25 protein-coding genes, 1 tRNA gene and 1 other RNA gene are annotated in these 24,839 nt (G+C 54.6%); 26 read left to right on the top strand and 1 reads right to left on the bottom strand.

All coding sequences use genetic code 11. The features are described 5' to 3' along the window. Positions 1–59 precede the first annotated feature (59 nt). The 11 genes from thrS (at position 60) to Q8Q08_00130 (ending at position 11,919) form a co-directional block, all read left to right on the top strand. Complete coding sequence (gene thrS, locus Q8Q08_00180; protein MDP2652434.1) at positions 60–1,790, top strand: threonine--tRNA ligase; 1,731 nt, start codon at positions 60–62, stop codon at positions 1,788–1,790. Between the two features lie 78 nt (positions 1,791–1,868). Continuing rightward, entirely contained in the window at positions 1,869–2,405 is a 537-nt protein-coding gene (gene infC, locus Q8Q08_00175; GenBank protein ID MDP2652433.1) for a translation initiation factor IF-3, read from the top strand. A gap of 162 nt (positions 2,406–2,567) precedes the next feature. Next, a complete protein-coding gene (rpmI, locus tag Q8Q08_00170) occupies positions 2,568–2,765 on the top strand; it encodes a 50S ribosomal protein L35 (GenBank protein ID MDP2652432.1) in 198 nt (65 codons plus the stop codon). Further along, positions 2,758–3,138 (top strand): 50S ribosomal protein L20, encoded by a 381-nt coding sequence (gene rplT, locus Q8Q08_00165; protein ID MDP2652431.1) that lies wholly within the window; start codon positions 2,758–2,760, stop codon positions 3,136–3,138. The genes rpmI and rplT overlap by 8 nt, the downstream gene beginning before the upstream one ends. Positions 3,139–3,178: 40 nt before the next feature. Then, complete coding sequence (locus Q8Q08_00160) at positions 3,179–3,826, top strand: TrkA family potassium uptake protein (protein ID MDP2652430.1); 648 nt, start codon at positions 3,179–3,181, stop codon at positions 3,824–3,826. 54 nt (positions 3,827–3,880) lie between these two features. Continuing rightward, a complete protein-coding gene (locus tag Q8Q08_00155) occupies positions 3,881–4,543 on the top strand; it encodes a TrkA family potassium uptake protein (GenBank protein MDP2652429.1) in 663 nt (220 codons plus the stop codon). A gap of 144 nt (positions 4,544–4,687) precedes the next feature. Continuing rightward, entirely contained in the window at positions 4,688–6,196 is a 1,509-nt protein-coding gene (locus Q8Q08_00150) for a TrkH family potassium uptake protein (protein MDP2652428.1), read from the top strand. Positions 6,197–6,212: 16 nt separating this feature from the next. Further along, positions 6,213–6,755: a hypothetical protein gene (locus Q8Q08_00145; protein ID MDP2652427.1), complete on the top strand. Its 543-nt coding sequence runs from the start codon at positions 6,213–6,215 to the stop codon at positions 6,753–6,755. A gap of 35 nt (positions 6,756–6,790) precedes the next feature. Continuing rightward, positions 6,791–7,825: a phenylalanine--tRNA ligase subunit alpha gene (gene pheS, locus Q8Q08_00140; GenBank protein ID MDP2652426.1), complete on the top strand. Its 1,035-nt coding sequence runs from the start codon at positions 6,791–6,793 to the stop codon at positions 7,823–7,825. 79 nt (positions 7,826–7,904) lie between these two features. Further along, on the top strand, positions 7,905–9,941 hold the full coding sequence (gene pheT / locus Q8Q08_00135) for a phenylalanine--tRNA ligase subunit beta (GenBank protein ID MDP2652425.1): 2,037 nt from the start codon (positions 7,905–7,907) through the stop codon (positions 9,939–9,941). Positions 9,942–9,990: 49 nt separating this feature from the next. Next, positions 9,991–11,919 (top strand): radical SAM protein, encoded by a 1,929-nt coding sequence (locus Q8Q08_00130; GenBank protein ID MDP2652424.1) that lies wholly within the window; start codon positions 9,991–9,993, stop codon positions 11,917–11,919. On the opposite strand, the gene Q8Q08_00125 is transcribed toward Q8Q08_00130, so the two are convergent. After that, the gene (locus Q8Q08_00125; protein ID MDP2652423.1) at positions 11,916–12,566 is read right to left on the bottom strand and encodes a hypothetical protein; all 651 of its coding nucleotides are present in this window, start codon (positions 12,564–12,566) and stop codon (positions 11,916–11,918) included. The two genes, Q8Q08_00130 and Q8Q08_00125, sit on opposite strands and share 4 nt — an antisense overlap. A gap of 237 nt (positions 12,567–12,803) precedes the next feature. Here Q8Q08_00125 and ssrS point away from each other — a divergent pair. The 15 genes from ssrS (at position 12,804) to Q8Q08_00050 (ending at position 24,492) form a co-directional block, all read left to right on the top strand. Then, positions 12,804–12,956: non-coding RNA, 6S RNA (gene ssrS, locus Q8Q08_00120), on the top strand. A gap of 252 nt (positions 12,957–13,208) precedes the next feature. Beyond that, on the top strand, positions 13,209–14,471 hold the full coding sequence (locus Q8Q08_00115; GenBank protein MDP2652422.1) for a replication-associated recombination protein A: 1,263 nt from the start codon (positions 13,209–13,211) through the stop codon (positions 14,469–14,471). Between the two features lie 98 nt (positions 14,472–14,569). After that, complete coding sequence (locus Q8Q08_00110) at positions 14,570–15,178, top strand: 5-formyltetrahydrofolate cyclo-ligase (GenBank protein MDP2652421.1); 609 nt, start codon at positions 14,570–14,572, stop codon at positions 15,176–15,178. Between the two features lie 156 nt (positions 15,179–15,334). Next, positions 15,335–16,912 (top strand): ribonuclease Y, encoded by a 1,578-nt coding sequence (gene rny / locus Q8Q08_00105; GenBank protein ID MDP2652420.1) that lies wholly within the window; start codon positions 15,335–15,337, stop codon positions 16,910–16,912. Positions 16,913–16,962: 50 nt separating this feature from the next. Then, positions 16,963–17,748 (top strand): TIGR00282 family metallophosphoesterase, encoded by a 786-nt coding sequence (locus Q8Q08_00100; protein ID MDP2652419.1) that lies wholly within the window; start codon positions 16,963–16,965, stop codon positions 17,746–17,748. Next, the gene (locus tag Q8Q08_00095) at positions 17,745–18,128 is read left to right on the top strand and encodes a PilZ domain-containing protein (GenBank protein MDP2652418.1); all 384 of its coding nucleotides are present in this window, start codon (positions 17,745–17,747) and stop codon (positions 18,126–18,128) included. The genes Q8Q08_00100 and Q8Q08_00095 overlap by 4 nt, the downstream gene beginning before the upstream one ends. Positions 18,129–18,188: 60 nt before the next feature. Next, a complete protein-coding gene (gene gltX / locus Q8Q08_00090) occupies positions 18,189–19,463 on the top strand; it encodes a glutamate--tRNA ligase (protein MDP2652417.1) in 1,275 nt (424 codons plus the stop codon). Positions 19,464–19,485: 22 nt separating this feature from the next. Beyond that, positions 19,486–19,608 (top strand): hypothetical protein, encoded by a 123-nt coding sequence (locus Q8Q08_00085; protein MDP2652416.1) that lies wholly within the window; start codon positions 19,486–19,488, stop codon positions 19,606–19,608. Between the two features lie 210 nt (positions 19,609–19,818). Then, positions 19,819–19,892 (top strand) — tRNA-Gln (locus tag Q8Q08_00080). A gap of 412 nt (positions 19,893–20,304) precedes the next feature. Next, positions 20,305–20,934, top strand: coding sequence for a nucleotidyltransferase domain-containing protein (locus Q8Q08_00075; GenBank protein ID MDP2652415.1), 630 nt, complete (start codon positions 20,305–20,307; stop codon positions 20,932–20,934). After that, positions 20,931–21,338 carry a hypothetical protein gene (locus Q8Q08_00070; GenBank protein ID MDP2652414.1) on the top strand — a complete coding sequence of 136 codons (408 nt, stop codon included), beginning with the start codon at positions 20,931–20,933 and terminating at the stop codon, positions 21,336–21,338. Before Q8Q08_00075 ends, Q8Q08_00070 begins: the two co-directional genes overlap by 4 nt. A gap of 18 nt (positions 21,339–21,356) precedes the next feature. Next, positions 21,357–22,094, top strand: a complete 738-nt coding sequence (locus Q8Q08_00065) for a hypothetical protein (protein MDP2652413.1) — start codon at positions 21,357–21,359, stop codon at positions 22,092–22,094. Positions 22,095–22,201: 107 nt separating this feature from the next. Next, positions 22,202–22,831 carry a hypothetical protein gene (locus Q8Q08_00060; protein ID MDP2652412.1) on the top strand — a complete coding sequence of 210 codons (630 nt, stop codon included), beginning with the start codon at positions 22,202–22,204 and terminating at the stop codon, positions 22,829–22,831. Positions 22,832–22,843: 12 nt separating this feature from the next. After that, positions 22,844–23,626, top strand: a complete 783-nt coding sequence (locus tag Q8Q08_00055; GenBank protein MDP2652411.1) for a hypothetical protein — start codon at positions 22,844–22,846, stop codon at positions 23,624–23,626. Between the two features lie 95 nt (positions 23,627–23,721). Further along, entirely contained in the window at positions 23,722–24,492 is a 771-nt protein-coding gene (locus Q8Q08_00050) for a hypothetical protein (GenBank protein ID MDP2652410.1), read from the top strand. The last annotated feature ends 347 nt before the right edge of the window (positions 24,493–24,839 follow it).

Here is a 24,839-nt window from a genome sequence, read left to right as displayed (position 1 = left end):
ATTGATCTTAAGCAGAAACCCCGTCGGTAGCATGCGGGGTTTCTTTTCTGAAGGAAACCATGGACTATAAAACAGATCTTGATAAACTGCGGCACAGCTGCGCGCACGTCATGGCCCAGGCGGTCAAGGAGCTTTGGCCGGAGACCAAGATCACCATCGGTCCGGCGATCGACAACGGGTTCTATTATGACTTCGACAAGCCCGAGCCGTTTTCCAATGACGATTTGAAGAAAATCGAAGATGCGATGCGCAAGATCATCCGGCGCAAGCCCGTATTCCGGCAGAGTTCCATGCCGCGGGACGCGGCGATGGCGCTTTTCGCCGGAATGAAAGAGGAGTACAAGGTCGAGCTCATCCAGGGGATCCCTGATGCAGAGGTCTCGATCTACAAAACCGGCGACGAGTTTCTGGACCTCTGCAAAGGTCCCCACGTGGACAACGCCGGGGAGATCGGCGCGTTCAAGCTGTTGTCCGTGGCCGGCGCTTACTGGCGCGGCGACGAGAAGAACAAGATGCTCCAGAGGATTTACGGGACCTGTTTTTTCAAAGAAGAGGAATTGAAACAGTTCCTTCACATGCTGGATGAGGCGGAGAAGCGGGACCACCGCAAGCTCGGGACCCAGCTGGACCTGTTCAACATTTATCATGAAGCCGCCGGCGCGGGGCTGGTGTTTTATCATCCCGACGGCGCGATGTTACGCAAGGTCATTGAGGATTATCTCCGCGAGCAGAACATCAAGCGCGGCTACGATCTCGTCATGACCCCGCACATCCTCAAAGGCAAGCTCTGGGAGCAGAGCGGCCATTCCGGGTATTACCGCGAGAATATGTATTACTTCAAAGTTGACGACGAGGAATACGCGGTCAAGCCCATGAACTGCCCGTGCCACATTTTGATTTATAAGTCGAAACTGCGCTCTTACCGCGATTTGCCGATCCGGTTTTTCGAGCTCGGCACGGTCTACCGCCAAGAGAAGGCCGGGGTCTTGCACGGGCTTTTGCGCGTGCGCGGCTTTACCCAGGACGACGCGCACATCTTTTGCCGGGAAGACCAGATCCAGTCCGAGGTCATGCGGGTCATCGATTTTGTTTTTGACATGATGAAGGACTTCGGGTTTAACAACCTGGAGATTGAGCTCAGCACCCGTCCGGCCAAATATATCGGTTCTTTAGAGGCATGGGACACCGCCACCCGGGCGCTGGAGGCTTCTCTTAAAGAAAAGAACATCAATTTTCAGATCAATGAGGGTGACGGCGCTTTTTACGGCCCCAAGATCGACATCAAGCTCAAGGACGCCATCGGCCGCTCCTGGCAGTGCGGGACGATCCAGTGCGATTTCGCGCTTCCCCAGCGTTTTGAGATGTCTTACATCAGTGAAAGCAACGCGCCCAGCCAGCCCGTCATGATCCACCGGGCCATTCTGGGCAGCGTGGAGCGCTTTATCGGGACCTTGATTGAGCACTATGCCGGCGCGTTCCCGGCGTGGCTGGCCCCGAACCAGGTTTTGATCATTCCCATCAAGCCCACCCACGAGGAGTACGCAAATCGGGTAAAAGTTGATTTACAAGGCCGGGGATTGCGGGTTATAATTGACGCAAGAAACGAGAGTCTTAACAGAAGAATCCGGGAAGGAACGATGAAGAAAGTGCCCTACCTGTTGATTCTCGGCGACAAAGAGGTTGCCGGCGGCACTGTGGCCGTGCGCAAGCGCGCTGCGGGCGACGAAGGCAGCAAGCCTGTCGGGGAATTTATCAAGCAGATCCTGCAGGAAGTCCAGGATAAAGCCTAAAGATCCGCGGTTTAGCCCGTCCTGCCGGGCGGCGGATCACATTTCAGGGAGGTGGTTCTTATTTACAAGAATATCCGCGTGAACGAACGGATCCGGTGCCCGGAGGTGCGCGTCATCGGCCCGAATTCGGAGCAGTTGGGAGTGGTCGTGATTAAAAGAGCCCTTGAGCTGGCCCAGGAACACGAACTGGACCTGGTGGAAGTGGCGCCCATGGCGAAACCGCCGGTGTGCCGCATCATGGATTTCAGCAAATATAAGTACGACCAGGAAAAGAAAGAGCGCCGGGTCAAGAAACACCAGCACGTCGCCCACTTGAAGCAGATCCGCATCAAGCCGCATATCGACGAGCACGATTATCAGGTAAAATTGCGCCAGGCGATCGGTTTTCTGGAGAAGAAGGACAAGGTCAAGATCAACCTGTTTTTCCGGGGCCGCGAAATGGCGTTCCGCGACTTGGGACAGAAGGTTGTGGACCGTTTTGTCGTGGATCTGGGTGAGCACGGGCTGCCGGAAGGGTCCCCGAGTTTTGAAGGGCGCGTTTTGTCGATTTCAATCACCCCCCGCGCGGAGAAGGGGAAGGTCCCGGACAAGGAAAAAGCCGATTCGGTGAAGTGATATAAGGGTGCTGTTTGTAAAGGCAATGAACCCCTTCCATAATTCAAATTTTGGAGAAGGGGTTCATTCCCTTGTGGATTGCCGGTCATTCGGCATAAAAGATAATGCTGCCAACCCAAATAGATTCGGCAGAGCCACACAGTTAAAGGAAAGGAATCACAGATGCCAAAATTGAAAACAAACCGTTCGGCTGCCAAGCGGTTTAAGATCACCAAAAAAGGGAAGATCAAATACCGCAAGGCCGGCCGGCGACACATCCTCGGAAAAAAAACCCGCAAACGTAAACGCCAATTAAGGCACAGCGCTTACGTCTCCAAGACGGACGTGAAGCGTTTAAGGAGGTTGTTGCCCTATGGTTAGAGTCAAGCATGCAGTTTCCACGCGCCGCCGCAAGAAGCGCGTTATGAAGATGGCCAAAGGGCAATTCGGGCATCGGAGCCGGCGTTTCCGCCAGGCCAAGAAGTCCGTTGTCAAGGGGCTCGTTTATGCGTACCGCGACCGCAAGGCCAAGAAGCGCGTATACCGCAGACTGTGGATCGCCCGGATCAACGCGGCCTGCCGCGGCGCCGGCATCGCCTACAGTCGTTTCATCAAGGGCTTGACCGCGGCGAACGTCGAGATCGACCGCAAGATGCTCGCGGACCTGGCTGTCAGATCGCCGGAGGGCTTCAACAAGCTTGTGCAGATCGCGAAGAATAGCGTCGCATCAAAACCCGCCGCCAAGACAGCCTGAGCCGAACGGGGCCTTGAGCGTTTGAAAGCGAGTCTTTGGCATGTACATCATCATCGTTGGATGTGGACGTGTTGGAGCTGAGCTGGCGCGACTGCTCTCCTCGGAAGGCCATGATGTCGTCGTTATAGACAAGAAAGACGGCTCTTTTGAGCGGCTGGGTGAGGCCTTTAACGGCCTCACCGTGAAGGGCAACGGCGTCTATCCCGGCGTCCTGCAGGAAGCCGGGGTGGAGAAGGCCGACATCTTCTGCGCCCTGACCAATTCCGACAACATCAACATCATGGCCTCGCAGGTCGCCAAGGGGCTTTTCAAGATCCCCCGCGTGATCGCCCGCGTTTATGACCCCCGCAAGGCCGCCATCTACCGGACCCTGGGGCTCGACGTCCTGTCGGAGACGTCCCTCTTCGCCTCCATGATCCGCGACAAGATCACCGACAAACTCCTTTCCAGCTTCCTCATTGAAACCAACGAGCTCGGCATCCTTGAATTTCCCGTGCCGGAGGATTCCATAGGCAAGACCGTGAGCGCCTTCAACGTTCCGGGCGAAAGCATCATCGCGACGGTGCGGCTTGGCGGAAAATCGCCGATCATTCCCGAGGCCACCACCAAGCTCCGCAAGGGCGACGTCCTGGTCGCGGTCGTCAAGGTCGGGCATATTGACAAAATCAAACGGATGTTCAATTTGTAAGCCGTCCCGCGGATCGCGGGGAGGAGTCTTTTTGAGACCAGAAGGAATGGATCTATGCATATCGTGATCATCGGCGGCGGACGGATCGGGATGTTCCTGGCCAAGCGGCTGCTGAAGGAAAACCACACCCTTGTGATTGTCGAGAAGGAAGAGGAGCGGGCCCAGGAAATCGCCAAGGAGCTCGATCTCCTCGTCATCCACGGTGACGCCTGCGAGCCCAGCATCCTCGAGCAGGCGGGCATCGAGCGCGCGGACGTGATGGTCGCCGCCACCGGGAAGGACGAGGACAACTTCATTGTCTGCCAGATCGCCAAGGAGCAGTTCAAGGTCAAACGCACCATCGCCCGCGTCAACGATCCGGAAAACGAACGCGCGTTCAACGAGCTGGGGGTCGACGTTCCCATCGGCGCCACCGTGATCCTCGGCAAGATCATCGAGGAGGAAGCTTCGTTCGCCGACGTTGTGGATCTGTTCAGCTTCAAGCGCGGCAAGCTGGCCCTCATCCGCGTCGACCTTCCGGAAAACTCGCCCGTCATTCACAAAAAACTGCAGGAATTGCAGTTCCCCGCCAACTCCGTGCTGGTCTCGATCATGCGCGGCGATGAGATCATCGTCCCCAAAGGCGACACCACCCTGCAGCCGATGGACGACATCCTGGCCCTGACGTTTGTGGAACAAAAACAGCAGCTGCTGAATTTTTTGATCGGGAACGTTTGATCCCCCGTCAGGAATCCTTCTATGTTTGAGAAAATGAAAAATATTGCCCTGGGTATTTTCACGGAGTGCCTGTACGCGGCGTTGATCATCGCCGGGGGATTTATCCTGGGAGCTGTTTTGCTTTGGCTGCGGTGAGGAGAGCCGATGCTGCTTAAGCCGGATGTTGTGAAAGACGTCAAAATCGTCGGGTTTTATCTCGGCCGCGTGATCTCCGGGATCTCAGTGTTCATGGCGGTTCCCCTGGCCCTTTCTTTGTCGCTGGGGGAGACGGACCCGGCCGCAGATTTTATCATCGGGATACTGTCGTGTCTGTTCTTTGGGCTGCTGATGTACATCCTCTGTTACACCAAGCAGGAGCCCCGCTGGATCCACGGGATGATGGTCGTGGCCCTGTCCTGGCTGGCGGCGGCGGGATTTTCGGCTGTGCCGCTGTTCTTGAGCGGACACTTCGCGTCGTTTCTCGACGCGTACTTCGAGGCCATGTCCGGCATCACCACCAGCGGGCTGTCCCTGGCCAACGATCTTTCCCACATGTCGTACGGTCATAACCTCTGGCGGCATTTGATCATGTTCATGGGCGGCCAGGGGATGGTCGTGGTTGTCTTGAGTTTTTTCTTGTTCGGTTCGGCCGGGGGGTTCCGGCTTTACGTCGGCGAAGGCCGGGACGAGCGGGTGATGCCCAACATCCGGCAGACCAGCCGCGCGATATGGACGATCAGCATGGTTTTCCTTGTCCTGGGGACGGCGCTCCTGGCCGCGATCGCGTTCCAGGATGGGATGTCGTTCAAGAACGCCCTGTTTCACGGGGCCTGCATCTTCATGGCCGCCTTTGATACCGGAGGGTTCTCTCCCCACCATCAAAGCATTGTGTACTATCACAGTTGGACATTTGAGCTGGCCACCATCCTGATCATGGTCTTGGGCGCGATCAATTTCCGCGTCCATTATGTGGTCTGGATGGGCAAGCGGGCTGAGATCTGGAATAACGTGGAGTTGCGGGCGCTGTTGACGACGATCCTGGGCGCGTATTTCCTTGTGGCCCTGGGGCTGACGTTCCATTGGCAGGTCTATCCGGACGCCGTCTCTTTGTTCCGGCGGGGATTTTATCAGTTGATCTCCGCGCACACCGGGACCGGGTTCCAGACGATCTATTCGGACCAGTTCCTGGGGGAATGGGACCAGCTGTCCCTGTTCGCGCTGATCGTGGCCATGGTGCTGGGCGGGGCGATCTGCTCGACCACGGGCGGGATCAAAATGATCCGGCTGGCGATCATTGTCCAAGCCTTTGCTCTGGAGATCAAACATTTCATTGCGACCGAGGCCTCTGTTTTTTTCAAGAAGGTTCATCATATCAAGACGGTGATCCTTAATGAGAAGCAGATGTTGTCTTCCTGTTTGATCCTACTGGCGTATGTGGTCACGGTTTTCATCGGCAGCATGGTCGGGATGATGTGCGGGTATCCGTTCCTGGACTCGTTGTTCGAATCGGCGTCGGCCACGGGCAACGTGGGCTTGTCCTGCGGGATCACGGCCGTGACCATGCCGTGGGTTTTGAAGATATCTTATATTGTACAAATGTGGGCCGGCCGCTTGGAATTCATGTCGGTCTTCGCGGTGCTGGGGTTTGTGTTCGCCCTGTTCCGGGGGCGATGAAGGAGGAGGAGCTGGAATGCGAGGGGATGTGCTCAGATGGGAACGAAGCGGATGGATCGCCGGGATGATCGGGTGCTTTTGCCTATTGTTGGTCTGCCGGGCGGCGGCGTCGCAACAGGACGCCGCGGTCCCGCCGCAACGTTTTTCCAGCGCGCAGTTGATCAAAAACGCCAAGGCCGTTGACGGCTTTTCTGTTGTATTTTCCGGCGAGGTTGTGGGTGATGTGTTGCGCAGAGACGATCACGCCTGGGTCAACCTGAGAGATGATGCCGGTTTTATCGGTGTTTGGATGCCGCTGGAACTGGCGGACAAGGTGGCTTTGCCGGGGGACTATTTTCATGCCGGAGATACGGTGGAAGTCACCGGGCGCTTTTTTCGGGCGGATGAAAGGCTGGGCGGGGAGCTTTGCATCCGCGCCGATACGCTGACCGTGCTGGCCCCGGGCTTCGCGATCCCTCGCTCCCTCAATGCAACCAAGATCCAGGCGGCGGCCGCATTGTTATTGGGAATCGCGGTCTTGGGGATTTTTCATTTGATAACCAAGAAACGTTACGTATAATAAAGTTTTCCATCTTTATCTAAGGGCGACGCCTCATGAGTTGGAATTTTGAACAAATCACGCTGGAAGCGGAAAACGATGTCCAAAGCGCCGCGGATCCCAAAGGCCTGGAAGCGGTCCGGGTGAAATACCTTGGGCGCAAAGGCCTGCTTCCGCAGATCTATGCCGCCCTGGCCGAGATCCCCGAACAGGACCGTCCCCTGGCCGGGAAAAAGGCCAATGAATTCCGCGCCTCCCTGACGCGCCTTTTGGATGAAAAGAAAAAAGAACTGGAATCCGCGCCGGTGCAGGGGGCTGCCGCGGGCGGCCGCGATGTGACCCTGCCCGGGGTCGCGGCTCCTCTGGGGCACAAGCATGTCTTGACGCAGACCATCGAAGAGATCTGCCGGATCTTCGAGGGTATGGGGTTTGCCGTCCAGGAAGGCCCGGAGATCGAGACCGAGTTTAACAATTTCACGGCCCTCAATATTCCCGTTGACCATCCGTCTCGGGACGCGTTCGACACGTTCTATTTACAGAAGGAAGACCCGTCCAGCAAAGGCCGGAGCCTTCTTCTGCGCAGCCAGACCTCGCCGGGCCAGATCCGCGCCATGCAGGCCCACAAGCCGCCGCTGGCCGTGGTGATTCCGGGCAAGGTGTACCGTCCCGACGCCGTTGACGCCACACATTCCTTCATGTTCCACCAGATCGAGGGGCTTCTGGTGGACAAGGATGTCAAATTTTCTGACCTCAAGGGCCTCTTGACGGTTTTTTGCCACCGCTTTTTTGGAGAAAATATCAAGATGCGGTTTCGGCCTCATTTTTTCCCTTTCACCGAGCCGTCCGCCGAAGTGGACATCTCCTGCGATTTTGGGCTCGGCAAGGGAGCTTCGACGAGCAAGAAATGGCTCGAGATCATGGGCTGCGGCATGGTGCATCCGCGCGTCTTCGAGCACGCAGGGTACCCCAAAGGCAAATACTCCGGGCTTGCGTTCGGGATGGGGGTCGAACGCATCGCCATGCTGAAACACGGCATCACAGACATCCGTTTGTTTTTTGAGAACGACGTGAGGTTTTTAAAGCAGTTTTGACAAGAAGGACACACGTCACAAGGACACAGGTCACATGGTTAAGCGTGTGACGTGTGTCGTGTGACATGGGACGTGCCATATGAAAGTTTCCATCAACTGGTTAAAAGATTACGTTGCCATCGGCCTCCCGGCCGAGAAGCTGGCCCACCGTCTCACCATGGCCGGACTCGAGGTCGAGCACGCCGCGGCCGTCGGCCACGACACCGTTTTTGAGATCGAGGTCACGCCCAACCGCGTGGACTGCCTGAACGTCTTGGGCATCGCCCGGGAAGTCTCTGCGATCCTCAACAAAAATTTGAACCCGCCCAAGGTCCGCAAGATCCATTATCCTTCGCAGAAGTGTGACATTGAGATCCTGGACCGGGACGCCTGCCCCCGCTACATCGGCACGGTGATCCGCGGAGTTAACGTAACACCGTCGCCGGAATGGCTCGCCAAGCGCATCTCCTCCGTGGGCTTAAGGCCGATCAACAATATCGTGGACATCACAAATTTCAGCCTGCTGGAGAACGGCCAGCCCCTGCACGCTTTTGATTATGACAAGCTGAACGGCGGCAAGGTCATCGTGCGACGGGCCCGGCAGGGCGAGACGATCGTCACGATCGACGGCGTGGAACGCAAACTCGATCCTTCGGTCCTGGTCATCGCCGACAGCAAGCGTCCGGTCGCCGTGGCCGGCGTCATGGGCGGAAAAGACACGGAAGTCACGTCCGCGACCCAAAATATCCTTCTGGAGAGCGCGTATTTTGAGCCGGTCTTGATCCGCAGAGCCTCGCGGCTTTTGGGTCTGTCCACGGATTCCAGCTACCGTTTTGAGCGCGGGGTGGACGTCCATACCGTGGAAAGCGGCGCCAACCGGACCGTGGCCCTGATCCGCGAGCTGGCCGGCGGACAGATCGAAAGCCGGACCGACCTGTTCCCGGGCAAAAAAGGCACGGCCCGCCGGCAGATCCTGATCTCCAAGAACACCATCGACAGCGCTCTGGGAGAAACGGTCACTCTTCAGCTGTGCAAGACCATCCTCAAGCGGCTCGGGTTCGATGTGGAGATCGAGAACAAAACATTGATCAAGGCTGTCCCGCCGACGGTCCGTCTGGATATTAAGGAAGGCGTGGATATCATTGAGGAGATCGCGCGCGTCATCGGTTACGACAATTTGTCCCAAAGTTTGCCGACGGTGAACATGGGGAAGGCCATGACAAGCCCCCAGTATCTGTTCAAGTCCCGCCTGCGCGAGGCGTTGACCGGGCTGGGGCTGGACGAGATCATCACTTACACCATGACCAACCGCGGCGCCCTGGCCAGGGCCGGCCAGGACGGGCTTGAGGGGATCGCGATGAAAAACGCGCTGACATCCGAGCACGATCTTTTGCGCCCGAGCCTTCTGCCGGGCGCCCTGTCCGTCGTCCGGTTGAACTTGAACCGCGGGCAGCGTGACCTGCGTCTTTTCGAGATCGGCAAGGTCTACGGTCCCGACGGGGAAAAAGAGGCCCTTTCGTTGATCTTGACCGGGACCCGGCAGGACGACTGGCGCGCCGCGGACCGGGAGCCGGTAGATATCTATGATCTCAAGGGGATCATCGAACGCGCCCTGGGGCGGTTCGGTCTGCTGGAGCACATCCGTTTTTCTTCCGAGGACGCCTCTGATGTTTTTTCATCCGGTGAAGCCGTCCGGGTCCTCTGGGGCACAACACCGGCCGGCCATCTCGGCAAGGTCCGGCGCGACATCCTTCAGGGATGGGACATCAAACATGAGCCGGTCTTGTTCGCGCAAATCTTGATTGAAGGTCTCGCCGCGCGCCAGCCGGCTGTCCGTCCGTATGAGCCGCTTCCGGAATATCCGACGGTTGTGCGTGATGTGAGCCTGGCTGTCCCGCAGGGCGTGACGTTCGGCCAGATCAAGGAAACGGTCGGCGCCCTGGGCCAGGGTTATGTGGCGGACGTGAAATTCCTCGAGCAATACCTCGGCGAGAAAATCCCGGCCGGCCAGCGGGGACTGGTGTTCTCGGTCGTTTACCGCTCCTTCGAAAGAACATTGACCGAACAGGAAGTCCAGGCCGTCCATGAGCGGATCTGCCGGGCCATTCAGGAGCGGTTTTCGGCGGCCCTGCGGTAAGCTTTTTTGAAGATCGCCTTGCCGGTGGAAAGGAAGGCGCTGCGAATCCATGTCGACCCACCGTTCGTCTTTCGGAAAATCATTCGACATCTTCCTCTCGTTTTTTTCTCCTATTGTTGTCGTTTTTCTTCTGGAACCGTCCGTTGCCACGATCTACTTCGGCGATGCCGTGGCGCAGTCTCCCTGGGCTGGACTCGTGTTCATCCTGCTGTTTTTGGCCAAGACGCTGTTTGTGGCCGGTGTTTACGGCGTCCTGGTCCGGATCGCGGCGGGGGAGGACGACCTTTTCAATTGGAAGGTTTTTTCCGGTCAATTTTTGAAGAACTGGCCGGTTTGCCTGGGGGTCGGCCTGCTGCCGCTGGTCCTTCACTTTTTGGCGTTTGGGCTTTTCCCGGGGCGGGACATTGAGTTGGCGTCGATCCAGACGTTCGGGGACCTGGTCTTTTGCTATCTGTTGGCCTCGGCGGTTGTCTCCTCGGAATATCTGCGGCCGATGGGGCAGGGCCGCAGACGCATCCTGATATCGTTCCGGGAGGCCGGCGTTCTTCTCGGGCTGTTCGGCCTGTCCGCGGTTGTTTACGGGGCCGCGAAGGTCCCGGCCCCGGGGCTCGTGGATTATCCCCGGATCGCCTTCCTTCCCCTGAAGGCCATCCATTTTTTTACTTTTATTTATCTTGCGCAGTTGATCCTCGACGCTTATCCGGAGATCCGGGCCCGGTTCCTGTCCGACCGGGAACTGGTCCTCATCAATCCCGTCGGGCCGGGGATACTGGAAGGGATCGCCTCGCTGGTCGTCTATTCTCGGACCTACCCCCCGGTGTTTGTTGTCCTCAGGGCCCTCACGCCGAAGAGTTTTCGTGTCCGCGAATTCAATCGCGCCCTTTGGAATGACCGCTATTACACCGACCACGGGCTTGTGGCTATTACAGCGTTTACGTCCAACTGCAGCGAAGCTTACAAACTGGCCAAGGAGTTTAAGCGCCGCGGGGCCAGGGTGGTTATGGGCGGACCGCATGTTAGCTATCTGCCGGACGAGGCCCTGGAATACTGCGACAGCGTGGTGACCGGCGAGGCCGAGGGGATCTGGCCCCAGGTGGTCGCGGATTACGAAGCCGGAACGCTCAAGCCCCGCTATGACGGCGTTCCTTCCGAGGAAAACCATCAGATCGTGCATCAGGAGCTTTTGAATTCTCCTCCGGCGGTGATCAAGGATTTTCTGGAAACCACGCGCGGATGCAAATTCAAGTGCCATTTTTGCACGATCCCGTCCTTCAGCGGAGAGCGGGTCAGGAAAAAGCCCGTTTTTGAGGTCGTCGAGCTTCTGGAAAAGGTGCGGACAAAATACCGGAATGTGACGTTCATCGACAACAATATTTATTCCGACCCTGCCTACGCCCGGGAACTGTTCAGGGCGCTCAAGCCGCTGAGGATGCAGTGGAGCACGCAGTGCACCATCGACATTGCCAAGAACGACGAGACCCTGAAGCTGGCCAAGGAGGCCGGGTGTACGGGGTTTCTCTTTGGATACGAAATTTACGACAAGTCGCAGGAGCATCAGCAGGGCGGGAAATACGCGATGGCGGAAAATTATCTGCGTTATACCGAGAAGATCAAGGCGGCGGGGCTCCTGATCAAGGCACATTATATTTTTGGTTATGACACCGACACGTTCCGGAGCCTGTTCTCCATGTGGAGGTTCTGTTTTTCGGTCATGCCGTACATGACGGTCGTTTCGTTGCTCACGCCTCTGCCGGGGTCGGCGCTGTATGTCGACATGCTCAAGGCCAACCGCATCACGGACCTCAACTGGCACAACTACACGTGCCATTCCCTGGTTTTCCGTCATGAGCGGATGAACAACGCGGTCCTGGCCGCGGTGTACCCGTTCATTTACGTGTTTTTTCTGTCGACCACGTCCCAGGAAGGGTTTGTGGTCCTGTGGCTTTTGATCGCGGCCAACGTGATTTACTTTTTCTAAATTTTGTGGGGGAGAGGGGCCAGAAGAGTTTTGAGAAGGGATATCGTGTTGATCGCGTGGAATACGATATAGGCCGCCGTGACGATACCCAGGAACACGGGAAAGAAGGGGGCGCGGTCGATCTTGAGGATGACGGCGATCAGGCACGCGGCGATGATCCCGGCGGAGATGACAACGATCCTCGCACCGTAGTCCCACCGGTAAATGTGGTCCACCAGCGAAGGGATGCTGTAGGCCCGGCTCAGGTGTTCGCTGATCTGGTAAAGGGTCTTTTCCCGGAGGGTTTTGTCGCCGATTTCGCGCAGGACCGTCCGCATCCCGATATCACGGACGCAGGACTTGAAGGGCTTGCGCGTCAGAAGGGCGCCCGCCCCGCAGAGGCCCGCGGCCAGGATTCCCCAGGGACTGCGTGTCGCCGCCGCGACGGCCAGCGCTGTCCCGGCCGTGACGACGAGGAGCGCGCGCGCCCAGAGGAGGGACGAGAGCGTCCGGTACCGATTTTCCACCGCGTCGTCGCCCGCCCAGCTTGCCCTGACCTCTCTCCGGGCAATGAGGAAAGAGAACCACCTCAGCGAATAGTGGTCGTTGCCGATGGTGTTCCTCAAGGCCTCGGGCGATGTGACGGATTTATAGGAAGAGATAGACATATTTGTGGGCGAATTTGAAGCCAGTTCATTGTATCCTGACGCTATGGTTGGTGCAAGCCAAAAGGGGCTAACGGTGAAGCCCGCAGCCGTTTGAGATCATGGGGCCGTGGCGTTCGATGACGCCGCCTTTTCCACCCGTCAATCCGCCTCTCCGCATAAAGATTTTTTATTCAAGGATTGAAGCCGATCCGGCGCAATGCCTGTTTGAAGAATCACGCGAATCGTGTTAGACTGATTTTGTCCCTGCGGTGCGCGTGAGGGTCAAGTTAAAAAGAACCAACACTCTAAAAATGGGAGCTAACGTCTAATTGCCCTTGGGCACTTTAGCCATGTTCCCACCTGGTGACTCGGTTCACCTTTAACTTTTCCCAACGGCATTGCGGGGATTTTCTATGACGGCTTAACTTGCGGAGCGATAGCGAACGCAAGTTAATGCCGGAACAGACCCCGGCGTCTTGCTTCGTCTCCGAAATCGGTTTTTGATTTCGGAGCGGTTGAAGCAGCCGGGGTCAATGAGTTCGTAACCCATCGCAGGATCTTCTTCTCATGAAAAAGAAACTTCCCGCCAGAGATAATTCCAACACCATCTTCTCCGAAATCGAGAACGAAGTCCTCTCCAAAGACGCCCCCCTGAGCGCCCGGATGCGGCCGCGGTCGCTGGAGGAGTATGTCGGGCAGGCGCATATCCTCGGCCCCGGCAAACTCCTGACGCGCGCCATCGAAGCCGACCGGCTGAGTTCCCTGATCCTTTATGGCCCGCCGGGGTCCGGGAAGACAACCCTCGCCCAGTGCATTCAGCAAAAAACGAGCACGGTTTTTGAACGGGTCAACGCTGTCTCGTCCAATGTGGAAGAGCTCCGCAAGATCATCGCCGGGTCGCAAAACCGCCGCCTTGCCACCGGCCGCAAGACCGTGCTCTTCATCGACGAAATCCACCGTTTCAATAAAGCCCAGCAGGATGTGCTTATGCCCGACCTGGAGGAAGGCCACTTGATCCTGATCGGCGCCACAGTGTTCAATCCGTTTTTTTCGCTGGTCGGGCCGCTGTTGTCCCGGTCGCTGGTCTTTGAGCTCAAGCCGTTGTCCCCGGAAGATATCAAGACCATCTTGACCCGGGCCCTTCAGGACAAGGAGCGCGGGCTGGGGAACATGAATATCCGGCCGGAGGCCGAGGCGCTGGATTTCCTTTCCAACATTTGCGACGGCGACGCGCGCAAGGCCCTCAACGCCCTGGAGGTCGGCTGCCGGACAACCCCGACGGACAAAGACGGCGCGGTGCATCTGGACATCGCCGTTGCCCAGGAATCCATCCAGCGCAAACAGGTCAATTACGACAGAGACGGCGACGCGCATTACGACACGGCATCGGCCTTTATCAAATCCATGCGAGGGTCAGACCCGGACGCGGCCCTGTACTGGATGGCCAAGATGATCTATGCCGGGGAAGACCCCCGGTTCATCGCGCGGCGCATCTGCATCTGCGCGGCCGAGGACGTGGGCAATGCCGATCCCCGGGCCCTGATGCTGGCCACCGCCGCCATGCAGGCCGCGGAATTCATCGGGCTTCCCGAGGCCAGGATCCCGCTGGCCCAGGCCGCGGTGTATGTTGCCTGCGCGCCCAAATCCAACGCGGTCTACCTGGGAATCGATCAGGCACTGAAGGACGTTGCCGGCGAAAAGACCCAGGAGGTCCCGGCCCACCTGAAGGACGCTTCGTATTCCGGCGCCAAAAAGCTCGGCCGGGGCAAGGATTACAAATACGCTCACGACTTTCCCGGGCATTATGTGGACCAGGAATACATGCCGGAGAAAAAAACGTATTACCAGCCAACCGACCAAGGCCTGGAAAAAGCGGTCAAGGAACGCCTGCAAAGCCGTTCCCGGCCCTCGCCCCCGGCAAAATAGGGTTGCCCGCTTTTATAAAAAATGATAGTATATAAAGGTTTACAATTTCTAAAAATTCGGTGTTCAGAGGGTTTTGTCATAACCCGACCGGATATCTTATGTTGCGTTTGTTGTGTTTACCCGTTTGGGCCAGGTTCTTGAATGTGGTCTCTGAAACCAAAACAATAATTCGAAATCGCGCACTCAACTTATTAAGAAACCAGAAGGAGGAAGATCGTCGCCATAAAAGTCTGGTGATTTTAGAAAAGTTGTTTGCCCTGAAAGAGTTTGTGAAGGCAAACACGATTCTGTTTTATGCGGCGTTTGATGGCGAAGTGGAAACCGTTGAGATGATCAATCGAGCCCGGAAGTTAGGCAAACAAGTGGCAATTCCGACAATCATAAAAGAACGCACAATGATCGTTCCCACATTGATCGACGATTATGAGAAAGATTGTGAACCCGGCCCGTACGGCGTGCCTGTTCCCAGGCCCGAATGCGGCCGGGTCCTTTCTTTGGAAGACATTGACCTGGCGGTCGTGCCCGGCGTCGCTTTCGACGCGGCCGGCCGCCGCCTCGGCCGAGGCGCCGGTTATTATGACCGGTTCCTGGCCCGTCTTCCCAAGGACACGCCCACTGTCGGACTCGCCTTTGACTTCCAGGTGGTTGACTCCCTACCGCGGGACAACCACGACCTCCCGGTTTCCATCCTCGTCACCAATTCCTGATTTTGAAAAAACGGTCACGGTGTGATCGTCAGGGCCATGACCTTGGGCCCTGGAAGCTGTCTCGTTTGCATTCAACGAAGGCCGAGCAATCTTAGTTTCAACCATATCCGTGGAGCAGGGCGGTTGTCCTGTTCCTGACATAGAGGGAGAGGAACCATGTTCGAAGATCAAAATATCTATATCCAAAGCTTTGTCATGTTTTCCCTGTTCTGCCTGGTGTTTTTCGCGGGGTATTTGATCCGGTCCTTTTTTGCCGGCAAAAAACTCCGGGAAGCGGAACAGAAGGCAAAAGAATTGACGGAATCCGCTTCGCGTGAGGTCGAAAGCCGCCGCAAAGAGGCGGAGCTGGCCGGCAAGGAATTGATGCTGAAACTCCGGCAGGATTTCGAGCGCGAGACCAAGGAGCGCCGCGACGAGCTGGTGCAGACCGAAAAACGCATTCTGCAGAAGGAGGAAAACCTGGACAAGCGGGTGGACCTCCTGGAGAAGAAAGAAAAGGATATCAACGCCCGCCTGACCCAGGTGAGACAAGAGGAGGACTCCCTGCGGGGCCGCAAGGACGAATTGGCGAAGATCATCGAAGAGGAAAAGAAGCGGCTGCAGACCATCTCTTCCATGACCTCGGAAGAGGCCAAGGCCCTGCTTCTCGCCAAAATGGATGAGGAATTGACCCAGGAAAAATCCACCCGGATCCGCCGGGCCGAGGAAGAGGTCAAGGAAAACGTGGACAAGATCGCCCGCAACATCATCGCCACCGCCATCCAGCGCAGCGCCTCGGACCACACGGCCGAGACCACGATCAGCGTCGTGGCCCTGCCCAGCGATGAGATGAAAGGCCGGATCATAGGGCGCGAGGGCCGCAACATCCGCGCCCTGGAAATGGCCACGGGAGTGGACGTCATCATTGATGACACGCCGGAAGCGGTCACCATCTCGGGTTTTGACATGATGCGCCGCGAGATCGCCCGCATCGCCCTGGAGAGCCTGATCGCTGACGGACGCATTCATCCGGGCCGCATCGAAGAGGTCGTGGAAAAGGCCAAGAAGGAAATTGAGAACAAGATCAAGGAAGAAGGCGACAAAGCCGCTTTTGAACTGGGGATCCACGGCATGCACCCGGAGCTCCTGAAACTCGTCGGCCGCCTGAAATACCGCACCAGCTTCGGACAGAACGGTCTTCAGCACACCAAAGAGGTCGCGCACCTCATGAACCACATGTCCGCGCAGCTGGGGCTTGACCCCAAACCGGCGATCCGCGCCGGGCTTCTTCACGACATCGGCAAGGTTGTCAGCCAGGAAGTCGAAGAAGGCACACACGCCATTGTCGGGGCGAACCTGGCCCGCAAGTACGGTGAGATCGAGATCGTGGTCAACGCGGTGGCTGCGCACCATAACGAGGTGGAGTCCAACTCCATTTACGGGACCCTCCTGTGCGCGGCGGACGCGATCAGCGCCGCCCGTCCGGGGGCCCGCGCCGAAACGCTGGAAACCTACGTGAAGCGCCTGGAGAGCCTGGAGAAAATCGCCAACTCGTTCAAGGGCGTGGAAAAAGCCTTCGCCCTGCAGGCCGGCCGCGAGGTCCGCATCATGGTCATGCCGGACAAGATCAATGACGACGAAGCGATCGTGATGGCGCGCGATATCCGCAAGCGCGTCGAGCAGGAAATGGAATATCCCGGGCAGATCAAGGTCGTGGTCGTGCGCGAGACCCGGGCGATTGAATACGCGAAATAGAAAGTCCGGATTTTTCTGTTTGCCATTAACCATTAGCCATTGGCTGGTCCATGAACATCCTTTGCATCGGTGATTTGGTCGGCAAGGCCGGCCGCCAGGCCCTGATCGAGCTGTTGCCGGCCGTGAAGCAGGAGTACAGCATCGACCTGACGATCGCCAACGCGGAAAATTCCGCCGGAGGCGCCGGGCTCACCCCCCGTATCGCCGAACAGCTCTTTCGCGAGGGGTGCGATATTCTGACCATGGGCGACCACACCTGGGACCACTTCGAGATTATTGAATACCTTGGCAAGGAAAATCCGATCATCCGTCCGGCCAATTTCCCTCCCGGGACCCCGGGCCGCGGCTGGCGCGTTGTCACCATGCCTTCGGGGGCCAAAATCGGTGTAATAAATCTTTTAGGCCGGGTTTTTATGCGTTATAATGTCGAATGTCCTTTCCGCGCGCTGGACGCGATCGTCGAGGAGATCCGGACGCAGACGAACATCATCATTCTGGATTTTCACGCCGAGACCACGAGCGAGAAGGTGGCCATGGGGTTTTACGCCGACGGGCGGATCACGGCCATGGTCGGCACGCACACGCACGTCCAGACCGCGGATGAAAAGGTCCTGCCCAACGGCACCGGCTACATCACGGACCTGGGGATGACCGGGCCGTACGATTCCGTGATCGGGCAGAACAAAGAAAAAATTTTGCAGCGATTTTTGACCAGCATGCCCGTGCGGTTTGAGGTCGCCACGGACGATGTCCGGCTGCACGGTGTGGTCGTTTCCGTCGATGAAAAGACCGGCAAGACCCGGGACATGATCCGCGTACAAAGGAGATTGCCATGAGCGCCTGGGACGGACTGAACCGCAGGAAATTTCCCCGCGTCAATTATCCCTGCCTGATCGTCCTGCGTTATGACGAGGGCAAAAAGGAATCCCTCCTGACGCACACCGACAACGTCGGCGTGGGAGGGATCAGCGCGGTCATCAAGAAGAACCTCAAAGTGTTTTCCCTGGTCGATGTCGAGCTGGACCTGATGGACCTGGGCGCCCACATCAAATGCCAGGGCAAGGTCGTCTGGTCCATCCGCCGCAAGAACGAGGATCCGGCAAAGCCGATGTTTTACGACGTCGGCATTGAATTCGTGGACGTGAGCGCCGAGGACAGGGCCCGTGTTGAGCGGGTGGTCGTCAAGCTCGCGAAACAAATCGGGGTTGTCCCGTAAGAGCGGAAGGCCTTCGCGTTTTCCTCCCGCACCGTCTGTCATTCCCAGAAGAGCAAATATATGATTAAAGTTCGATTCGCCCCGAGTCCGACGGGGTTTTTGCATATCGGCGGGGCCCGGACAGCCCTGTTCAATTGGATGTACGCCCGGTCCCAGGGCGGCAAATTCGTCCTGCGCATCGAGGATACCGACCGCGAGCGTTCCAAGCCGGAGTATGAGGAGGAGATCCTCCGCAGTATGACCTGGCTGGGACTCAACTGGGACGAATTTTACCGCCAGAGCGAACGCTTCGACATTTACCGGCAATACGCCGAGAAACTTATCAGTGAAGACAAGGCCTACTGTGACGGTCCGGCCGTCATCCTCAAGATGCCGCTCGAGCAGGTCAAGATTTTTGACCTGATCCGCGGCGAGATCCAGTTCGACACCGAGACGCTCAAAGACCAGGTACTGATGAAGTCCGATGGCGCACCAACGTACAGTTTTGCCTGCGTTGTGGACGACGCGTTGATGGAGATCTCGCACGTTGTCCGCGGCGAAGACCACATTTCCAACACCCCGAAACAGATTATCATTTATCAGGCCCTGGGTTTCAAGCCGCCCAAGTTCGCGCACCTGCCGCTGATCATGGACCCGGAAGGCGGCCGTATGTCCAAGCGCACCGGCGCCACGGCGGTGAGCGAGTACCAGAAGGACGGGTTTTTACCGGGGGCGATCGTGAACTATCTGATGCTGCTGGGCTGGTCGCCGGGGAATAACCAGGAAATCGTCAACCTGGACGCGGCCGTGAAAAATTTTTCCATCAAGAAGGTGAACAAGGCTGCGGCCGCCTTTTCCATGGACAAATTGCTATGGATCAACGCCCAGTATATCAAGCAAATGCCGTTGCCCGAATTGACGGAGATCCTCATTCCTGTCCTGCGCGAAAAAGGCTGGCTCGGAGAGGCCCCCGACCGGAAACATCTGGAAGGCATCGTGAAATTGTATCACACGCGGATCTCCACCCTGATGGAGTTCGCCGACTGGACGGCGTATCTGTTCACCGGCGAGGTCCAGGTCTTGCCGGAGGACCGGCAGAAGTATTTGACCGCCGACAAGACTGCGGCTTTTGAAGGGCTGGCCAAACGGCTGGACGGGGTCGCGGATTTTAGCGTCGCGAATACCGAAGCCGCCTTTCGCGGCGTGGTCGAGGAGCTGGGCATGAAGGCGGGTGACCTGGTCCACCCCGTGCGGGTGGCGTTGACCGGAAAGTCCGTCGGACCGGGGCTTTTCGAGACCATGGCGGTTCTGGGAAAAGAGAAGACGATCCTTTTTTTGCAAAAGACCTTCGCATAACCTGTTTCCGAAAGGATACGCGATGCGCAAAAACCGGTTGCTTTTGATTCTCCTGTTGTCCGGCGTTGTGGCCTTGAGCGGCTGTGAAACGGTCGCCCAAAAAGTCGCAGATTTCGACGCTTGGTTCCAAAGGGTCCTCTGGTAAGTCCGATCAGCCGCCCCTGACGGAAGCGTTGATTTTTTGAGGGATTTTGGTATACTTGGGGGCTGTGGCGGTGGTTTGGCCCTGCCGGCGGCAGCAAGTCATAATATATAGAGAAAGATTGTTAAGACTCTTGCCCTGCCCTTGTCAAAGGCAACAAGGGCTAGGGCAAAAGTTTTCTGAATATAAGATTTGGTAGTTTAGTGGTACTTTTGCCCTGTCGTCTAATGGTAGGACATGAGATTCTGGATCTCAGTATCTTGGTTCGAGTCCAAGCGGGGCAGCCATACAATTCTCTTGATTTCCCCGTTGAGAGATAATAAAAACCCTGATCGAGCATATCGGTCGGGGTTTTTTTATTGCTTAGCGTGTCAAAGGGTTAGGGCGTTATATTTTTGAACTCCTCGACCAAATAAGCCAATGCACAGGGTTTGATAAATGCTTGCCACATATTCGCCTATTTTTCTATCGAACGTATCTTTTTATCTCTAAAGTGCCAATTTTTTAATCGGCAGTGTTTAATCGATTTTCGAACCCATTTAATCGAATGCTTCTGGCAAGGTATCTCTCTTTGGGGCTTGGCACAAAATCGTTATCTTGGTGGACAAAATACACCAACCTTTTAAATTTGACAAACGGCAACTTTTGGGGTATTATCTGTTTACTTAGGTAAACAGATGTTTACATTAGGAAACGTATATGCGATTGAATAATCCCCTAGACAAGATTTTGAATAGCGAGGTTAAGGTTCGGGCTCTCCGTATTCTTTGCCGGACGGCAGGAGAGTTAAGCGGCCGCCAAATGGCAAAGATGGCCGGAGTAACCCCTAAAACGGCACATGAAATCCTGCAGGGCCTTCTTCAAGAAGGTGTGTTGGTCATGCACGCAGTCGGGAAGACCCACCTATTTCGCTTGAATGAAGAGCGGGCGATTGTTTCTGAAGTTTTAAAGCCACTCTTTTCGTTCGAGAGTGCTTTAAGCGAACGGTTATTTGATAATATCCGCATGTCCATAAAGAAATCGGCGCTTAAGGACGATATCGTAAGCGTCGCACTTTTTGGGAGCGTCCAAGCTAAGACAGAGCGGGCGGCCAGCGACGTGGATCTTTTTGTCGTTGCAAAAACCTCTGACCTTAAGAAAAAAGCCGAACTACTTTTTGCTGACATAGATCAAGGGCTGTCTTCCTCCTGGGGGAACCTCATTTCTCCTTATATCAACAGCATTTCCGAATTTAAGGCTAATGCCAAGAAGAAAACAGGTCCCGTTCCCAACATTCTCAAATCCTATCAACTCATTTATGGTGATAGATTGGAGAAAATCTTACGATGATGAAACATTTGAAAACGCGTTCCGTTGACCAAGGCGAATATGTGGTCTATTGGAATAAAGCAGAAGAGTTTTATGAAACCATGCAGCACGCTTTTAAAAACCGTATGTGGACCGCTGTTGGATTGAACGCTGTGCATTGCGTGATTTCTTCGTGCGATGCTTTATTGGTTAAATCTCAAGGCTTGCGTTCATCCGGAGAAGACCACATGCAGACAGTGGATTTGCTAGGACGGGCGTCAGTTGCGGGCGTTGAAAAACAGGTTGCGTCTGTCCGCCGCATCATTGCTAAGAAGAACGCCATTGCCTATGACAATCGTGAGTTTCGTGAAAGCGATGCGTCGGATATCTTTAAGCAGGCGGAGCGTTTTTACCTTTGGGCGTTTGAGTATTTGAATAAAAAATAAAATCAAGGAGGCGCAAAGATGGTTTTCCGAAAAGAATTATTTATTTCTTTAGCGTGCTTCTTTCTGGTGATTTTTTCTCAGATAGTTTCTGCAGAAACTTTAGTAGGTCCCGCACAGTTATCAGGAAAATATTCTTTTGGAGACGGTTTGGGTGTTAACAATGACTTAAATTTATCCCAAGATGGGACCTTTTCTTTTAAGTGGCGAGGTTGCCTGGGAACGTATGATGAGAATGAGGGGCCGTATACGTTTAAAGACGGGATTTTGATTTTGTCTCCTAAGAGGCCTAATATTCAAAAGGGTTTCCAAGGTACACCAACCCGGTTTTTACCGATAAATTGGGGAGATCGACTTTATTTGGTTTCTGAAAATCAAGTTCTTGATTTTGTAAATAAAATTAATCAGGGTAACGAGCCTCGAAATAATCGTTTCGGTTATTTCTATCTTCGCGAGGGGGATGAAAATAAGAAAGTAGACGGGTTTCCGAAGCTGTCAGCTCAATGGCAAGAGTTCCTTCTGAAGGAGCCAATTTCAGGGGAAGTGGTAAAAAAAGTAAACAGGAAGAAAGGGATTGTGAATAGAGGTAAAAAAGACGGCCTAAAGGTCGGAATGGAACTTACTGCTCGGGACGCCAAAGACACCCGCTTTACTCAGCTTAAGGTAATCGCAGTAGAAGAGGAAACGGCAAAAGTGGAAACATTGTATAAAGATTACAAGGTTTATAAGGGAGATATAGTTTCAACAAGATTTTATTAGGTTTATAGGATTCCAGCCCATCCCGGGCCCCCTATTGTTTCTAGAAATGGCATTTTGAGAATGATATACTTTAGATAAATTCGTGGAGATAAATAGAGAGGAAAACAATGAAGACAATCTGCTTGATTTTCGGTTTTTTTCTAATATTTTACCCTACTCAAACGTACGCTAAAAGAATCGCCCCACCCCAGGTTCCGCCGCTTTCTTTTAAAGGGCTCATGGTCAAGGCACCCAACAACGACGGCCGCGTCGGCCGGATCGAGGTGTGGGATAAATCCAATAAAAAAGTTTGGGAAAGGGAAATTTATTCCGTTCAAATCAATCCCCTGGAAGAAGAAGACGTTCAATGGGTTTTCATCACTTCGCTTAAGGAGAAAGACGGCAAGGTGATCGTCTTGGACGAACGTGGCAGACAATATTCGGTTGTGATCCCAAGAAATCTGGAAGCTCTTTACTTGACCAAGGAAGAATGTGCAACGCTCAATGGTAATTGGGGGCGTTGGGGTTTGGGGCCAGAGCGGTGCAATCTTAGGACTGACGACAAAGGGAATGTTTGTCAGGACGCAAGGGACTGTCATGGCCACTGCATTGCTGAGTTGACTCCGGAACAAAAGGCTCAGATTGTTAATGGGCAAGCCTTGATCATCAGTGGACGATGTTCAGAGTTCGCGATGAACTTTGGCTGCCACCCCTTTGTTGAGAATGGCAAAGTTGAAGCTATTATGTGTGCAGATTAAAGGGAGGATTGAATGCCGAAAAATATTTTCTTAATGATCATTGCCATGTTTTTGTCGACTGAGGCGTTCTGTCAGGCTTCAACTCCTGTCTTATCTGTTGTGAACGCGGACGGAAAGAGCTATTCAGTTGACTATCGGGAATCCAGCTTTAAAACAAGGAGCCGGTCAGGGGTATATTTTGACGCATTTCTTCAGGCTGAAGACCAGGCCAACGGGCAGCCGGCTTGGGAAGAGAGACTTTACCGAATTGAAATTGCTGGCAAGAAAAATGTTGAAATCCACCGGATTTTTGTTAAGGACCTTTCGATTAAAGACGGATGTGTCGTAGCGGTCGACGAGAAGAACAATGTTTACACGGTTGATATAGGGGAACGCACGCAGACAGGATTCCGCATTCAGCTTGAACGGGAACAGTTTAATGTCGGGGATCAGGTCAAAATTACGCTTTTTAATGATCTCACCCAAAATGTTGATTTGTATCCACTTTCCATTGACAAGTTTGTAAATAATAAATGGGTTGAATGGGCGTTCGATGTCGTGTTTCCATGCACAAGCTGTGTCAACCATATGGGCGAGACGCTGAAGCCGGGGATAGCCACCACTATCATTTATGACCAGCTAGGCCATGATTTTGAGTCTTCGAATACAGGATGTACATCTCCAAAGAAGGGGACCTACAGGGTCAGCGCCATGATCAGGTATCTTGAGTCAGAGCGGAAGCTTCGAGAGGTCACCTATTTTAAGGAATATAAAGTAACAGGCGAGCAGAGCCCAATGATGGTACGATACCAATAAGCCACCCCGCGGTGGTCAGAGATAAGCCCAGAGATTGACTATGGTTCGAGTCCATGCGGGGCAGTTTTTGCATATTCTTAAAGAAAGAGTTACGAATGATAAAGCCGATTTTATTAACCGTTTTTTTGTTGCTACATAGTTCGTTGCTGTTCGCTGATTCACAATATGACGCCATTGAGGATTTGAAACGACCAATCTATGACGAGCTAGCTGATATAATTCAAAAGAATAAACAGAATCCGCAAGAATGCCTTGCGCAAGTTGAAAGTTATTATCAAAAGAATATAGAAAGAATTAAGAAAATAGATGCGATGACACGGGCATTGATGGCTAAGTATGATGAAACCGTGATGCAAGCCCTAAAAGAGCATATGGACCATCCTGCCCCGCCGGCAAGGTCGCAGGAGATACGGGCGAGATTGGAACTGTATTCAAGGGATGCAAAAAAGGAGCGCGCCAATGCTGCAAACAAAAAATATGAAGAAGTGCTTTTTGAATTGGAGGATTTAGGAGTTGCCCAAGCCATTATGGAAAGGGAAATCAAATATCACTTAGTTTATTCCACGGCGCCGGTCTTAGCTAAACCCAGCGACGCGTCCGGTTCGGAAAAACCAATTATTCGGATTCTAAGAGCCGCATCAAACAGCACCGAAGGTTATGCAACAGAGCACATGGGTAACTTCCCCAGCGACTTTAGTGATTTAAATTTTGGCCAAGCTTTTTGTGGTCAAATTATCGAGGGATTTAAAATTACGTGTGTGAATAAAAGCATTTCCTACAAATATATTGCCACTCCTACTATGGCGGGAAGCCAAGTCGGGTATCAGATTGAAACGGGCGGTCACTTATCCGAAGTTAAAAGGTAAAATAATGCATTGTTTACCGTAAACTCATCTGCGCGGAAACTCATTTGACCATTTTGCTCGATTGGTCATTTCTACCAGGTTGACATAGAGCTGAACTACATTAACCAGTTGCGAAACTCGTCCAATTGGGGCAGTTGATATGCAAAAAGGGTTCCCGGTTCTCGGGAGCCCTTTTTGCGTATAGACCGTTTGGGCTCGAACCCAAGTGTAATGCCACTATTTAAGCAAGGGCAAAATTTGTTAGAACGGGCTCCTTGGGTTGAGCGTTAAACGATTCAAAATACTGTTTAGGCGTCATGTTGTTCAAGGACTGATGCGGATAGTCGGTGTTGTAGGCGACGATCCAG

The organism is Candidatus Omnitrophota bacterium (genome assembly GCA_030688425.1).
Lineage (GTDB): Bacteria > Omnitrophota > Gorgyraeia > Zapsychrales > JANLHA01 > JAUYIB01.
This window is presented reverse-complemented; position numbering and strand designations above follow the sequence as displayed.

What these genes read in the sequence shown, in the direction of transcription:
- thrS (MDP2652434.1), top strand. Translation starts at nt 60, where the DNA reads ATGGACTATAAAACAGATCTTGATAAACTGCGGCACAGCTGCGCGCAC.
- rpmI (MDP2652432.1), top strand. Translation starts at nt 2,568, where the DNA reads ATGCCAAAATTGAAAACAAACCGTTCGGCTGCCAAGCGGTTTAAGATC.
- rplT (MDP2652431.1), top strand. Translation starts at nt 2,758, where the DNA reads ATGGTTAGAGTCAAGCATGCAGTTTCCACGCGCCGCCGCAAGAAGCGC.
- Q8Q08_00160 (MDP2652430.1), top strand. Translation starts at nt 3,179, where the DNA reads ATGTACATCATCATCGTTGGATGTGGACGTGTTGGAGCTGAGCTGGCG.
- Q8Q08_00155 (MDP2652429.1), top strand. Translation starts at nt 3,881, where the DNA reads ATGCATATCGTGATCATCGGCGGCGGACGGATCGGGATGTTCCTGGCC.
- Q8Q08_00150 (MDP2652428.1), top strand. Translation starts at nt 4,688, where the DNA reads ATGCTGCTTAAGCCGGATGTTGTGAAAGACGTCAAAATCGTCGGGTTT.
- Q8Q08_00145 (MDP2652427.1), top strand. Translation starts at nt 6,213, where the DNA reads ATGCGAGGGGATGTGCTCAGATGGGAACGAAGCGGATGGATCGCCGGG.
- pheS (MDP2652426.1), top strand. Translation starts at nt 6,791, where the DNA reads ATGAGTTGGAATTTTGAACAAATCACGCTGGAAGCGGAAAACGATGTC.
- pheT (MDP2652425.1), top strand. Translation starts at nt 7,905, where the DNA reads ATGAAAGTTTCCATCAACTGGTTAAAAGATTACGTTGCCATCGGCCTC.
- Q8Q08_00130 (MDP2652424.1), top strand. Translation starts at nt 9,991, where the DNA reads ATGTCGACCCACCGTTCGTCTTTCGGAAAATCATTCGACATCTTCCTC.
- Q8Q08_00125 (MDP2652423.1), bottom strand. Translation starts at nt 12,566, where the DNA reads ATGTCTATCTCTTCCTATAAATCCGTCACATCGCCCGAGGCCTTGAGG.
- Q8Q08_00115 (MDP2652422.1), top strand. Translation starts at nt 13,209, where the DNA reads ATGCGGCCGCGGTCGCTGGAGGAGTATGTCGGGCAGGCGCATATCCTC.
- Q8Q08_00110 (MDP2652421.1), top strand. Translation starts at nt 14,570, where the DNA reads ATGTTGCGTTTGTTGTGTTTACCCGTTTGGGCCAGGTTCTTGAATGTG.
- rny (MDP2652420.1), top strand. Translation starts at nt 15,335, where the DNA reads ATGTTCGAAGATCAAAATATCTATATCCAAAGCTTTGTCATGTTTTCC.
- Q8Q08_00100 (MDP2652419.1), top strand. Translation starts at nt 16,963, where the DNA reads ATGAACATCCTTTGCATCGGTGATTTGGTCGGCAAGGCCGGCCGCCAG.
- Q8Q08_00095 (MDP2652418.1), top strand. Translation starts at nt 17,745, where the DNA reads ATGAGCGCCTGGGACGGACTGAACCGCAGGAAATTTCCCCGCGTCAAT.
- gltX (MDP2652417.1), top strand. Translation starts at nt 18,189, where the DNA reads ATGATTAAAGTTCGATTCGCCCCGAGTCCGACGGGGTTTTTGCATATC.
- Q8Q08_00085 (MDP2652416.1), top strand. Translation starts at nt 19,486, where the DNA reads ATGCGCAAAAACCGGTTGCTTTTGATTCTCCTGTTGTCCGGCGTTGTG.
- Q8Q08_00075 (MDP2652415.1), top strand. Translation starts at nt 20,305, where the DNA reads ATGCGATTGAATAATCCCCTAGACAAGATTTTGAATAGCGAGGTTAAG.
- Q8Q08_00070 (MDP2652414.1), top strand. Translation starts at nt 20,931, where the DNA reads ATGATGAAACATTTGAAAACGCGTTCCGTTGACCAAGGCGAATATGTG.
- Q8Q08_00065 (MDP2652413.1), top strand. Translation starts at nt 21,357, where the DNA reads ATGGTTTTCCGAAAAGAATTATTTATTTCTTTAGCGTGCTTCTTTCTG.
- Q8Q08_00060 (MDP2652412.1), top strand. Translation starts at nt 22,202, where the DNA reads ATGAAGACAATCTGCTTGATTTTCGGTTTTTTTCTAATATTTTACCCT.
- Q8Q08_00055 (MDP2652411.1), top strand. Translation starts at nt 22,844, where the DNA reads ATGCCGAAAAATATTTTCTTAATGATCATTGCCATGTTTTTGTCGACT.
- Q8Q08_00050 (MDP2652410.1), top strand. Translation starts at nt 23,722, where the DNA reads ATGATAAAGCCGATTTTATTAACCGTTTTTTTGTTGCTACATAGTTCG.